This window comes from Cereibacter sediminicola (assembly GCF_007668225.1).
GTDB lineage: Bacteria > Pseudomonadota > Alphaproteobacteria > Rhodobacterales > Rhodobacteraceae > Cereibacter_A > Cereibacter_A azotoformans.
Genome location: NZ_VDEK01000058.1, coordinates 1 through 10,717, shown reverse-complemented (window position 1 = coordinate 10,717; position 10,717 = coordinate 1). Strand labels below are relative to the sequence as shown.

General features: G+C 69.5%; 16 protein-coding genes and 2 pseudogenes. 9 read left to right on the top strand and 9 right to left on the bottom strand.

Annotation, left to right across the window (positions count from 1 at the left end):
* Positions 1 to 363: pseudogene (locus tag FG154_RS19585) on the top strand (IS5/IS1182 family transposase); the annotation flags it as partial.
* On the opposite strand, the pseudogene FG154_RS19580 reads toward FG154_RS19585, so the two are convergent.
* From FG154_RS19580 to FG154_RS19570, 3 genes and pseudogenes are all read right to left on the bottom strand, one after another.
* Positions 348 to 708: pseudogene (locus FG154_RS19580) on the bottom strand (integrase core domain-containing protein); the annotation flags it as partial. The pseudogenes FG154_RS19585 and FG154_RS19580 sit on opposite strands and share 16 nt — an antisense overlap.
* Before the next feature lie 20 nt (positions 709 to 728).
* Positions 729 to 815 carry a YjiS-like domain-containing protein gene (locus FG154_RS21950; RefSeq protein WP_420024548.1) on the bottom strand — a complete coding sequence of 29 codons (87 nt, stop codon included), beginning with the start codon at positions 813 to 815 and terminating at the stop codon, positions 729 to 731.
* A gap of 94 nt (positions 816 to 909) precedes the next feature.
* Positions 910 to 1,485, bottom strand: a complete 576-nt coding sequence (locus FG154_RS19570; RefSeq protein WP_222120583.1) for a Chromate resistance protein ChrB — start codon at positions 1,483 to 1,485, stop codon at positions 910 to 912.
* A gap of 126 nt (positions 1,486 to 1,611) precedes the next feature.
* Between FG154_RS19570 and FG154_RS19565 the strand changes: the two genes are divergently transcribed.
* The 4 genes from FG154_RS19565 (at position 1,612) to FG154_RS19550 (ending at position 4,671) form a co-directional block, all read left to right on the top strand.
* Entirely contained in the window at positions 1,612 to 1,821 is a 210-nt protein-coding gene (locus FG154_RS19565; RefSeq protein WP_145111598.1) for an efflux RND transporter periplasmic adaptor subunit, read from the top strand.
* A gap of 149 nt (positions 1,822 to 1,970) precedes the next feature.
* Positions 1,971 to 2,465, top strand: coding sequence for a DUF4405 domain-containing protein (locus FG154_RS19560; RefSeq protein ID WP_145111595.1), 495 nt, complete (start codon positions 1,971 to 1,973; stop codon positions 2,463 to 2,465).
* 170 nt (positions 2,466 to 2,635) lie between these two features.
* Entirely contained in the window at positions 2,636 to 4,279 is a 1,644-nt protein-coding gene (locus FG154_RS19555) for a phosphoethanolamine transferase (RefSeq protein ID WP_145111592.1), read from the top strand.
* 11 nt (positions 4,280 to 4,290) lie between these two features.
* On the top strand, positions 4,291 to 4,671 hold the full coding sequence (locus tag FG154_RS19550) for a diacylglycerol kinase (protein ID WP_145111590.1): 381 nt from the start codon (positions 4,291 to 4,293) through the stop codon (positions 4,669 to 4,671).
* On the opposite strand, the gene FG154_RS19545 is transcribed toward FG154_RS19550, so the two are convergent.
* Both FG154_RS19545 and FG154_RS19540 read right to left on the bottom strand, forming a co-directional pair.
* A complete protein-coding gene (locus FG154_RS19545) occupies positions 4,653 to 5,969 on the bottom strand; it encodes a histidine kinase dimerization/phospho-acceptor domain-containing protein (protein WP_145111587.1) in 1,317 nt (438 codons plus the stop codon). The two genes, FG154_RS19550 and FG154_RS19545, sit on opposite strands and share 19 nt — an antisense overlap.
* Positions 5,966 to 6,625 carry a response regulator gene (locus FG154_RS19540; protein ID WP_145111584.1) on the bottom strand — a complete coding sequence of 220 codons (660 nt, stop codon included), beginning with the start codon at positions 6,623 to 6,625 and terminating at the stop codon, positions 5,966 to 5,968. The genes FG154_RS19545 and FG154_RS19540 overlap by 4 nt, the downstream gene beginning before the upstream one ends.
* A gap of 119 nt (positions 6,626 to 6,744) precedes the next feature.
* On the opposite strand from FG154_RS19540, the gene FG154_RS19535 reads away from it, so the two are divergent.
* Positions 6,745 to 7,068, top strand: coding sequence for a DUF4405 domain-containing protein (locus tag FG154_RS19535; RefSeq protein ID WP_145111581.1), 324 nt, complete (start codon positions 6,745 to 6,747; stop codon positions 7,066 to 7,068).
* Positions 7,069 to 7,178: 110 nt separating this feature from the next.
* On the opposite strand, the gene FG154_RS19530 is transcribed toward FG154_RS19535, so the two are convergent.
* The 4 genes from FG154_RS19530 to FG154_RS19515 all read right to left on the bottom strand — a co-directional run bounded on the left by FG154_RS19530 (position 7,179) and on the right by FG154_RS19515 (position 8,814).
* Positions 7,179 to 7,718 carry a cytochrome b/b6 domain-containing protein gene (locus FG154_RS19530; protein WP_145111578.1) on the bottom strand — a complete coding sequence of 180 codons (540 nt, stop codon included), beginning with the start codon at positions 7,716 to 7,718 and terminating at the stop codon, positions 7,179 to 7,181.
* A gap of 4 nt (positions 7,719 to 7,722) precedes the next feature.
* Positions 7,723 to 7,977: a PepSY domain-containing protein gene (locus FG154_RS19525; protein WP_145111575.1), complete on the bottom strand. Its 255-nt coding sequence runs from the start codon at positions 7,975 to 7,977 to the stop codon at positions 7,723 to 7,725.
* Between the two features lie 200 nt (positions 7,978 to 8,177).
* The gene (locus FG154_RS19520; protein ID WP_145111572.1) at positions 8,178 to 8,567 is read right to left on the bottom strand and encodes an EF-hand domain-containing protein; all 390 of its coding nucleotides are present in this window, start codon (positions 8,565 to 8,567) and stop codon (positions 8,178 to 8,180) included.
* A gap of 55 nt (positions 8,568 to 8,622) precedes the next feature.
* Positions 8,623 to 8,814: a hypothetical protein gene (locus FG154_RS19515; RefSeq protein ID WP_145111569.1), complete on the bottom strand. Its 192-nt coding sequence runs from the start codon at positions 8,812 to 8,814 to the stop codon at positions 8,623 to 8,625.
* 411 nt (positions 8,815 to 9,225) lie between these two features.
* Here FG154_RS19515 and FG154_RS19510 point away from each other — a divergent pair, with 411 nt between their 5' ends.
* Genes FG154_RS19510 through FG154_RS21845 form a run of 3 tightly spaced genes read left to right on the top strand, consistent with a single transcriptional unit; the run spans position 9,226 to position 10,489 of the window.
* The gene (locus tag FG154_RS19510; protein ID WP_342779088.1) at positions 9,226 to 10,074 is read left to right on the top strand and encodes a response regulator; all 849 of its coding nucleotides are present in this window, start codon (positions 9,226 to 9,228) and stop codon (positions 10,072 to 10,074) included.
* Positions 10,071 to 10,388, top strand: a complete 318-nt coding sequence (locus FG154_RS19505) for a histidine kinase (RefSeq protein ID WP_342779087.1) — start codon at positions 10,071 to 10,073, stop codon at positions 10,386 to 10,388. Before FG154_RS19510 ends, FG154_RS19505 begins: the two co-directional genes overlap by 4 nt.
* Entirely contained in the window at positions 10,340 to 10,489 is a 150-nt protein-coding gene (locus tag FG154_RS21845) for an ATP-binding protein (RefSeq protein WP_342779086.1), read from the top strand. The genes FG154_RS19505 and FG154_RS21845 overlap by 49 nt, the downstream gene beginning before the upstream one ends.
* Positions 10,490 to 10,717 lie beyond the last annotated feature (228 nt).

Sequence of the window (10,717 nt, the reverse complement as noted above, 5' to 3'; positions counted from 1 at the left end):
CTCACCGGCCACCCGGCCAAACGCGCTGTCGTCGACCGCGGATACAAGGGCCACGGCGTCCAGCACACCCAGGTGCTGATCAGCGGCACCCGCCGCGGGCTGGCCCCGGCGCTGGCAAAGGCGCTGCGTCGGCGCAGCAGCATCGAACCCGAGATCGGCCACATGAAGACCGACGGAAGGCTGTCGCGCTGCTTCCTCAAAGGCGTCATTGGTGACGCCCTCTTCGCCGTCCTCTGCGGATGCGGTCACAACATCCGCAAGATCCTCGCCCATCTGAGGAAGCTTCTTGCCGCCGTCATTACCCTCGTTCTGGCGATGATCCGGCAGGAGCGCGCTCGCGGCTACAGTCACGCGGCCGCCTGATCGCGTTGTTCAGGCTGAACCTGGTAGCCGAGGGCCGAGTGGGGTCGCGCGGTGTTGTAGTCGGCGACCCAGGCGGCAATCAGATCACACGCGTGGGCCAGTTGCGAAACAGCGTTTCATTCAGGAACTCGTCCCGCATCCTGCCATTGAAGCTTTCGACAAAGCCGTTCTGCATCGGCTTGCCGGGCGCGATATAGTGCCATTCGACTTTGTGCTCGGCGCACCACTTCAGGATCGCGTTCGAGGTCAGCTCCGTCCCGTTGTCGCTGACGATCATCCCGGGCTTGCCCCGCGTTCGATCAGTGCCGTCAGCTCCCGCGCCACGCGGCGGCCCGAGATCGAGGTAGGAAAAAGCCCGTGGCAGGTCAGCGGGTAACGCCCACGTCCCTGAGTAGCCGGTCATCCAGCCGTGCCAAGGCCGCGCGCTGACGCTGCCGATCCGCCCATGCCATCATGCGGGAGGGTGACCGCTCCAGCACCTCGGGCGGGAAACGAGGGAAGAAACTGTGCTGCGACAGCGTGTCAAGCATAGGCCCACCTCCGGTTTCAGCCGTTCTCGCCCCTGACGTCGAAGACGCGTTGGGCGTAGTCGTCCGGCACCGCCTCGGAGCCTTTCAGCCGCGCCCGCGCCTCCTCGGCCCGCGCGGCGCCGTAGAAATCCAGCTTGCCGATCTTCTCGAGCCAGCCCTGAAGCTTCTTCAGATCGACATCGTTCTCCTCAAGTTCGGCATAGCTGTAGTGGCTGGCCGCAACCTCTTTGGCGACCTCGCGCTCGAAGTCGTCGCATTTGTCGATAAACTCGGCATAGGCCTCGTCCCGCTCGGCCTTGAAGCGGGCGATGACCTTGTCTCCTGCCCACGGTCGAGCGCGACGGTTTCGAGGATCACGCTCTCGCCCCCCGCCTTTGCGATGTCGTTCTCCAAGATCTTGAGCCGCCGGACGTGATCGTCGGCCTTCGGCAGGACGCAGACGCCATTCTGCAGATAAACCGCGCCCATGCCCTTCAGCTTGCGCCAGATCGCGATGCGTCGGGCTGAGGGCTCTGCAGGAACCTTGTAGGTCAGGAGAAGCCAGACGATATCCATTGTGGACGACGATGATGTAACGGTCGTTACATGTCAACGGTTCATGCGGCGGCCGGTCTGGGCCCCATGATCGCGGTGTGACCTGACCCCGGCCGCCCAAAGGCCCGGCCTCGGCGACCGCTTCCGCGTCTTCGTGCGCGTGGTGGTCTAGTCCGCACCCGAGGTGCTGCACGCGCTCTTCCGGCATGGCGCGGGCTGGGCGGTCTTCCGCGAGGAGGCGGGGCGCGCCCTGCTGACGCCCGTGAAGGTGGGCCGGCGCGGAGCCGACACGGTTCAGGTTCTGGGCGGCATCGCGGACGGCGCGCGGGTCGTGCTCTATCCCGGCAACCGGCTCGCCGAGGCGGTCCGGATCGCCCCGCGCCGCCCGCCCTGACCCCTTGCGGCGAGGTGTCGCAGCCCTTCGCGACCCGTGCGTTTCGGCGACGGCCTCGGGTCCCACGGCCGTTTCACCTGCATCGAGCCGCCGGAACCATCGCTACGGTCGCTATAATGCAGCGTCGGGGCCACATGCAGGAGCCAGTCATGTCCTCAGTTCTGGGACGCTACGCCACGCCGTTCATCACGGGTCTCTTCCTTGTTTCGCTGATCTCCGGTATCGCGCTTTTCTTTCACATCGGCCCGGGCGGCTTTCATGGAATGCACGAATGGCTGAGCATGGTGCTCATCCTGCCCTTCGCCCTGCATCTCTGGAAGAACTGGCGCGGCTTCCTGAACCAGTTCCGCCGGAGGCCGATGGGGATCGCGTTGGCGGCCTCGGCGCTGGCCGCGGCGCTGTTCCTGCTGCTGCTCGGGTCGGGCGAGGCGGGTGGCCCGCCGTCGCTGGCCTTCTCGCACCGGATCCTTGCCAATCCCGCCTCCGAGCTGGCGCCACTCCTGGGCACGACGCCAGAGGATGTGGTCGCCCGCCTGACCGCCGCCGGCATACCGGTGACCGACGCCTCGCAGCCGCTTGTCGATGCCATCCAGGCGTCCGGAAAGCCCGAGATGCAGGCCATCGCCGCGCTCGCCCGCCCCTGAGGCGCGTGGGCCGGCGCGCGCGGTTGCGCCGCCACATGAGCCAAAGACCGCGGCGCGACGGACCCGGACCCTGACGGTGCGCGCCGGCCGGTCGCGCGATTTCCGTGCAGGTTCAGTCTGGTGTCAGCTTGCCCGTTCAGCAGGAGCGGATCGGGCAAGAGGTCTCTCAGATGTTCCAATCCCAGCTGCGCGCGGGCAAGGCGCAGGCCCCCTTCGATGAGCCTGCGCGCGCGCTTCCCTCGGCCTTCCAGGTCAACCTCGCGGTGGCGGGCTTCCTTCTCGTCGCGGACAACGCCACCTTCTGGCGGCGTAGCCTCGACATCTTCGGGGCGGGTCCACAGCTTCTCGTCTTCGGCGCGGCGATCGCGGCGCTCACCTTCTTCATCGTCGCGCTTCTCGGGATGGGGCCGCTGAGGCGGCCGATGCTGGCGGCGCTCCTGATCCTCGGCGCGGCGACCGGATGGTTCCAGGACCGGCTGGGCGTCACCATCGACCGCCACATGATCGAGAACGTCGTCACCACCACCTTCGCCGAGGGCCGGCATCTCGTCACGCCGGGCTTCCTGATCCATCTTCTGGCTTTCGGCCTTCTGCCCGCCCTCGCCGTGCTGTGCCTGCCGGTGCGCGACAGGGGGTGGAGCGGGCTGATGCGCACAGGCCTCACCGCCGGTCTGGCGCTGGCGCTCGGCGCGGGGCTGATCCTGAGCGACTTCAAGACCTTCTCGGCCGTCCTGCGCGAGCGCAAGGAACTGGTCTCGGCCTGGCAGCCCGCAATGCCGATCGGCTCGGCCGTCCGCTATGCGAAGCTCGCACTTCGGACGCGGGATGTGACGGTGGCTCCGCTGGGCCTCGATGCACGAAAGGGGCCGCTGCTGGCGGCTGCGGGAAAGCCGGTGCTGACCGTGCTCGTGGTGGGCGAGACGGCGCGGGCGCAGAACTGGGGGCTGAACGGCTACGCCCGCGACACGACCCCGGACCTGCGCCGCCGCGGCGTCGTCAACTTCCCCGCGGTCGAAAGCTGCGGCACCGCCACCGCGGTGTCGATGCCCTGCATGTTCTCGGTCCTGCCGCGCAGCGGCTACAGTCAGGAGAAGGGGCTTGCCACCGAGAACCTGCTTGACGTGCTGGCCCATGCCGGTGTCGCGGTCGAATGGTGGGACAACAACACCGGCGACAAGGAGATCGCGACGCGCGTGGCTTCGGCCCGCGTGCCAGAGGTGCCGGAGGCGTGCGCCGAGGGCGAATGCACCGACGCGGTCTTCCTGCCGCTGCTCGACCGCACGCTCGCCACGATCGAGCGCGACACGGTCCTCGTGCTGCACCAGATCGGCAGCCACGGGCCGGCCTACCACCTGCGCTATCCGAGGGCGTTCGAGCGCTTCTCGCCTGCCTGTCACAGCGCCGAGTTCTCGCGCTGCACCGACGACGAGATCCGCAACTCCTATGACAACTCGATCGCCTTCACGGATCATGTGCTGGCCGCGATGATCGACCGGCTGGCGGCGCAGGACCGGGTGATCCCGGCGCTGGTCTATGTCTCGGACCACGGCGAGTCGCTGGGAGAGGCCGGGCTCTACCTGCATGGCGCGCCGCGCTTCATGGCGCCCGAGACGCAGACACGCGTACCCATGGTGCTGTGGCTGTCGGAACCCTTCCGTGCCGCGATGACGCTGGATGAGGACTGCCTGCGCAAGCATGCGTCGGATCCGGCAAGCCACGACAACCTGTTCCATTCGCTGCTGGGGCTGATGGACATCCGCACCACGGCGCGGGATGCGGGGCTGGACCGCATCTCGACCTGCCGCGCGTCCTGAGGAGGTCGCCCATGGCCGACCATGTCGATCTGCCCCGTCCGCCGCGCGCCGAGGGCGCGCATCACCTGCTGGCCTCGGCCCGGCACTCGCTGGGCGGCCTGCGGCGCCTGTCGCGCGAGACGGCCTTCCGCCACGAACTGATCGCCGGCGCCGCGGGCCTTGCGCTGCTGCTGACGGCGCGGGCGGGGCTTGCCGAGATCCTCGGGGCCGTGATCCTCTTCCTGCTGCTGCTGGCGGCCGAGGCGCTGAACACCGCGATCGAGGTGGTTGTGGATCATCTCGCCCCGGGCTGGGCCGAATTCGCCCGCAATGCGAAGGATCTGGGCTCGCTTGCCGTCCTCTGCCTGATCGGCGCGAACCTCGCCTTCCTCGGCTATGCGCTGGCCACCTGAGGCGGGATGGCCCGTGCCTCGAACCCGTCGACGCGGCCCGGCGCGGGTGAGACAAGATCGAGCCGCCACCCCGCGCCCCGCGCGATCCCGGCCGCGATGGCAAGACCAAGGCCCGATCCCTCGCGCGGGCTGGTGCCGCGCTGGAAGCGCAGCGTGATCCGGTCGAGCAGATCCGGCGCAACCGGCGGGCCACCGTTCGTCACCCTCAGGCCACCGTCCCCCAGCGCCACCTCGACCGGCCCCTCGCCATGCAGCAGCGCGTTCTCGATCAGGTTCCGCGCGAGGATCGCGAAGGCGTCCGGGTCCATCCGCGCCACGAGCGGGCGCAGATCGGTGCGCAGGCGGTGGCCTTCGGGACCATGACGCGCGTCCTCGATCACGAAGCCGAGGATCGGCGCCAGATCCTGCGGCGCCTCGCCGAGCACACCCGCGCCCTCGGCCCGCGACAGCTCCAGCAGCTTCTCGGACAGGCGGCCGAGGCGCTTGAGTTCCTGCTCGAGCCGTGTCGCGCGCGGCTGCAGCGCCTCGGGCGCCTCGGCGATCAGGCGCTGCGCCAGCGCCAGCGCCGCGGCGATGGGGGTGCGCAACTCATGCGCCGCGTTGGCGGTGAAGCTCCGCTCGGTCGCAAGCGCCCGGCCAAGCCGCGCCATCAGCCGGTCCACCGCATCGCGCAGCGGCAGAAGCTCGACCTGCAGCGCCGTCGTGGCCAGCGGCCGCAGGTCGGTCTCGTCCCGGCCCTGCACCTCGCGCGAGAGATCGCCGAGCCGCGCCAGCCCCGCCCGAGTCCGCCATGCGACCAGCGAGAGCGTCAGCGGCAGAAGCAGCAGGAGCGGCGCCACGAAGGTCACCAGTGTCTCGCGCACCGCCTCGCGCCGGTTCGAAAGCGGCTCGGCGATCGCAAGCGTCCAGCGCCCCGAGCGGTCCGAAACGGCATAGAGCCGGTGGCCCGCGGTAGTCGAGAAGCCCGCGGGGGTGGGGCCGGCGAAGGTCGCAGGCTCGGCATCCTGTGACCACAGAAGCACCGTGCCGTCGCGGTCGCGCACCACCCAGGTCAGGTTCTCGCCATGCTCTCCGGCGCGCGCGATGCGGCGCGGCTCCGCGCCTGTGCGGGCGGGATCGTCGGCGAGCGCCAGCGGCAGAAGGCGTTCGGCCGTCTCCTGCAGCGCACTGTCGAAGGTTTCGTCCATCTCCTCGCGCACCACCCAGGCAGCGCCCAGTGTCGCCAGCGTCCAAGTCAGCACGATCCCCGCGGCAAGGCTCAGCGACAGATCTCGGCGCAGGCTGCGCGGGCGGCTCATTCCCGCACCAGACGGTAGCCCATGCCGCGCTGCGTCTCGATCCGGTCGCGCCCGAGCTTCTTGCGCAGGCGGCTGACATAGACCTCGATCGTGTTGCTTTCGACCTCGGCATCGAAGGCATAGAGCGTCTCTTCCAGTTGGCTCTTGGGGACAACCACGCCGGGCCGGCGCAGCAGCGTCTCGAAGATCGCCCATTCGCGCTGGCTCAGCGTGATCTCGCCATCCGGCCCGTCAATTCGCCGGTTGGCCACATCGACCTGCAGGGGACCGATCGCGAGGCGCGGGTTAGGATTTCCCGCGTAGCGGCGCGAGACTGCCCCGATGCGGGCCGACAGCTCGGTCAGGTCGAAAGGCTTGACCATGTAGTCGTCGGCGCCCGCGTTCAGGCCCGCGATGCGCTCGGTCACCCGGTCGCGCGCGGTCAAGATGATCACCGGCATGGCGTTCCCCCGCGACCGGAGGCTGCGCAGGAAGTCGAGCCCGCTGCCGTCCGGCAGGTTCAGGTCGAGCAGGACGAGGTCGTAGCCCGCGGTCGCCATCGCCGCCGCCGCATCGCCCACGCCGCTCATCCAGTCGGCGGCATGGCCTTCGGCGGCGATCTGGTCGCGGATCGCGCTGCCAAGGCCGGCGTCGTCTTCAACAAGCAGGATGCGCATGGGGTCTCCCTCTGGCGCTTCCTTCGTGGAGCGGGACCGGCAGCCGGTCAAGGGCCGGGTCTGCGCGGCCCGCGTGCCGGCCGGTTTCGTGCCGCCATTGACACCGCGCATCGCGCCTCCTGCCCAACGTCGCGGCACCGAGCGGACGGATCGCGCAGGACATCGCCTGGAGGCTCTGGGGCCTCGACCGGGGCGGGTGGGAGGTGCTGCATCTTGCCGGTTCGGTCCTGTTCGTCGCCGTCGTGCTCTGGCATCTGCTGCTGCATGCGAGCGTGGTGAAGAACCTGGTGTGGAACGCCGCGGCACATTCCGTGAGCCACCGGCGCGAATTGCTCGCCGCCGGCGCCCTTGTCGCTCTGGTCGCAACCCTTGCGGTGCTCGACCTGCCGCCGGCGAGCTGGCTCGGCGATCTGATGGGCTTCATGCGGCGCGACTTCTGGTAGGCAGCAGCTTGCGCGCGCCGCAGGACCGGCCGTGACGCCGGGCCGTCAGATGCCGTGGATCCCGGTCCGGCGCAATTCCGCGACGCTGCACTGTTCCCGGCGATCTGACGTCACTCCCCGCGTTTGCGGCCGGTGATCATGGCGCGCACGAGGTTCTCGCGGTGCTGGAGTCCGGCCAGCAGCACGCCCGCCACATGCAGCGCCACCAGTGCGACGGTGACGTTGGCCAGTGTCTCGTGCAGGTCCTCGATCCACTCCGCGCCCCAGAGCGCGTCCGTGGTCATGGCCCAGCCCGAGACGGCGGTGACCGTCACCGACGCCAGCAGCGCAAGCACCATGGCCCCTCCCGCGGGGTTGTGGCCGAGGTAGCGCCGCGGGTGGCCGCGGGCGAGCTCGGCAAGATAACCGAGCACGCGCGCGGGCCGAGCAATGAAGTCGGCGAAGCGCGCGTGGCGGGGGCCGAGAAACCCCCAGGCGAGGCGGAAAAGCATCAGCGCGAGGACGAGGTAGCCGACGGCCTCGTGGCTGTCGGTTCCTGCCTCGGCCACCATCTCCCAGCCGATGCTTGCCGCGAGCGTCCAGTGGAAGATCCGGACGGCCGGATCCCACACCGTCACCTCGCGCGCCCGAAGGCGGCGCCCGGGCTTCATGGCGTCACTTCGTCTTGACGAGGTCGCCGCTCACCGGATCGAAATAGGCCTCGACGCGGGTGCCGTCCTTCATGCCCTTCACCTCCCAGCAGCCGCCTTCCTCCTTGACGCCCTTGATCTCGTAGCCCTGGCCGGCCGCCAGCGTGGTGATCTGCTCCTTCGTCATCCACTGGTCCTTCGGATGGTCGGTGCAGATGTCGGCGGCGAGGGCAGGCGCTGCGACCAGCAGGGTCGCGCCGAGGAACAGGATCTTGCGCATGGGATGTCCTTTGCGAGTCAGGTTCAGGTAATGCGACGGGCAGATGCCCTCCGGTGGCGAGTGTCGGCGGTGGCGGGCGCCTCCGCCCTTACCGCCAACGACGCCGGACTAGTGGTCGAACCTGACAGCAACCTGTCGGCGGGAGTGAAAATGCGTCCCTCAAGAGAAAGCCGCCGGATGCCGCCGACGGCGCCTGCCGGTCAAGGTTGCGGCCGGCCGATGAACTCCTGAAGGCGGGGCGCGCCCGAGCCGTCGGTGTCGAGGACGCCGAACTTCGCCTCCTTGCGAGACTGCATCATCGTCATCCGCGCGGGGTCCTGCGCCGCGCCGGGGCCCATGCGCACCGACATGAACTCCTCTTCGGTCACGGCACCGTCGCCATTGCCGTCCATGGCCGCGAAGATCGTGGCGAATTCCTCATCCGTGCGGGGTATCCGATGGACCGGCATCCCTGACCCCGCACCGCGGCCCATTCCGGCGCCGGGACCCATTCCGGTCCCGTTGCCCATGCCGTTGCCGGTCTGCGCGATCGCCGATGGTGTCAGGCAGAGCGTGACCAGCAGCCCCGGAATGATTGGATGAACCTTCATGATCGTCTCCTTCCTTGGATCGCGGGCGCCCGCGAGGCAGGCCCGCGGATGTGGTTCAGTTCGACGTGCAGTCCTTCGTCCGGTCGCGCGACTGATCGTGCGTCCCGATGGGCGTGTTATCCTGTGCCGGAGTGTCGACCCGGTCCCTGTCGCGGGCCTGGGTGCGGTCGCCGGTTCCGCCCGCGAGGGCCAATCCCGGAACGGACAGAACGAGGGTCGCCGCGAGTGCCGTCAGAAGCGTCTTCATGTTGCGTAGTGTCCTATGCTTGATCATCCTGCGCCGATCGGAATGTCCTGGCCTACCGGCCGCGGCCACCGCCTTCGCCTCCGGTACCGCCGCCCCCGCCCGAAGAACCGTCCCCGGTCCCATAGCGGGTCTCGTAGCCAGTTCCGTAGGGCGCCGGAGAAGGTGCCGGGGCGGGGACAAGCCCCCGCAGGAGCCTTCCTGCATCTTCCCGCGCCGGCCCCGGATCGGCCGCAGTCGGACCGATGGCCAGCAGCAGGACCAGCGGAAACGCGAACGACCTCAAGAGCTTCATGGTGCTGTTCCTATCGACCCTTCCGGTCCACAGTTCATCGGTAACCGCCTGATCCCGCACGTGTCGCGCTCTGTCGCAGTCTGTCGCACGGCAGGATCGCTGTTCGTGGGAGGTGTGACGTGAGCGATACTCGCGATCCCCGGGTGCTCGTGGTGGACGATGACCCGGATCTGCGCGATCTGCTCTGCACCTACATTCAGTCAAGTGGTTTCAGGGCGGAGTCCGCCGCGGACGGCGCGGCCATGCGCCAGAGCCTCGCGCGGGGGCAGCCCGACGCGCTGGTGCTGGACCTCATGCTGCCGGGCGAGGACGGCCTGACCCTTCTGCGCACGATTCGCGGGCAGAGCGACCTGCCGGTGCTGATGCTCTCGGCGCGCGGAGACGAGACCGACCGAATCGTCGGCCTCGAGGTCGGCGCCGACGATTACATGGCCAAGCCCTTCAACCCGCGCGAACTGCTGGCTCGCCTCCGCGCGCTTCTGCGCCGGCACGCACCGCCGGAGGATCGCGCCGCCGAGTGCCTGTGCTTCGGAGCCTTCCGGCTGGACCCAGGCGCCCGCAGGCTCTGGAGCGAGGCTGAGGCGGTCGAGCTGACGACGGCGGAATACGACCTGCTCGACGCGTTCCTGCGCCATCCCAACCGGGTGCTCACGCGCGACCGGCTGATCGAGCTCATCCGGGGCAAGGACCGCGACCCGTTCGACCGCAGCATCGACAACCGCGTGACGCGTCTCCGCCGCCGGATCGAGGCCGATCCCGCCGGCCGCACTTCATCCGCACCGTGCGCGGCGCGGGCTATCTGTTCAATCCGGCCTGCACATGACCGCCCGGCCGCCCAGCCTCGCTCGCTGGCACGGCACCCGGCTCGCGCTGGCGCTTCTCGTTTACGAACCGGTGCTGGCGGGAATTGGCGCGCGAGGGCACTCCGGGGCAGCTTGACCGGATCGAGCGCGATGTGGAGCGGATGAACGTGCTGATCGGGCAGACGCTGGAACTTGCCCGCGGCCTTCGGCGCGAGGCCGAGGAGGTGATCGACCTGCGGCCGTTCCTGGAGGATGTGGCCGCCCCTCACCCGCGGGTGCGGGTGGAGGTGGCAGCCCCGCCGACGGCGCGGGTCGCGCCGCTGGCGCTGCAGCGCGCACTGAGGAACCTTCTGGAGAACGCCGCCCGCTACGCGCCGGAGCGCCCGATCGACCTCCGGGCCGAGACGAGCCCTGCGGCCTGCGGATCGGCGTGCTCGACCGCGGTCCCTGCATCTCCGATGACCGCATCGACCGGATGACCGAACCGTTGCAGCGGCTCGAGTCCTCGCGCCGCCCTGCGACCGGCGGCTCGGGGCTGGGCCTTGCCATCGTGCGCGAACTGGCCCGCGCCGACGGCTGATCCCGTGGGCTCTCGATCCGGCTGCCGGCCCGTCCCGCCTTCCCCCGTCAATTCCCGCGTCCCGGACAGGCGGGGCAGGCGGTTCTTCCGGAGGACCAGGGGGCGTCGCACCAGCTCAGCGTGCAGGTGGCGCAGGGGCTTTCGGTTCGGGAGGCGCCCCTCTCGGGGATGCACGCCGCGAGGTGTGCCGCGGCGGGCAGACGGGGGGCGGAGGCGTTCCGGGGCACG

Coding starts and splice junctions, on each gene's coding strand:
- FG154_RS21950 (WP_420024548.1), bottom strand. CDS start 815: ATGGCATGGGCGGATCGGCAGCGTCAGCGCGCGGCCTTGGCACGGCTG.
- FG154_RS19560 (WP_145111595.1), top strand. CDS start 1,971: ATGTCCTCAGTTCTGGGACGCTACGCCACGCCGTTCATCACGGGTCTC.
- FG154_RS19555 (WP_145111592.1), top strand. CDS start 2,636: ATGTTCCAATCCCAGCTGCGCGCGGGCAAGGCGCAGGCCCCCTTCGAT.
- FG154_RS19550 (WP_145111590.1), top strand. CDS start 4,291: ATGGCCGACCATGTCGATCTGCCCCGTCCGCCGCGCGCCGAGGGCGCG.
- FG154_RS19545 (WP_145111587.1), bottom strand. CDS start 5,969: ATGAGCCGCCCGCGCAGCCTGCGCCGAGATCTGTCGCTGAGCCTTGCC.
- FG154_RS19540 (WP_145111584.1), bottom strand. CDS start 6,625: ATGCGCATCCTGCTTGTTGAAGACGACGCCGGCCTTGGCAGCGCGATC.
- FG154_RS19530 (WP_145111578.1), bottom strand. CDS start 7,718: ATGAAGCCCGGGCGCCGCCTTCGGGCGCGCGAGGTGACGGTGTGGGAT.
- FG154_RS19525 (WP_145111575.1), bottom strand. CDS start 7,977: ATGCGCAAGATCCTGTTCCTCGGCGCGACCCTGCTGGTCGCAGCGCCT.
- FG154_RS19520 (WP_145111572.1), bottom strand. CDS start 8,567: ATGAAGGTTCATCCAATCATTCCGGGGCTGCTGGTCACGCTCTGCCTG.
- FG154_RS19515 (WP_145111569.1), bottom strand. CDS start 8,814: ATGAAGACGCTTCTGACGGCACTCGCGGCGACCCTCGTTCTGTCCGTT.
- FG154_RS19505 (WP_342779087.1), top strand. CDS start 10,071: ATGAACGTGCTGATCGGGCAGACGCTGGAACTTGCCCGCGGCCTTCGG.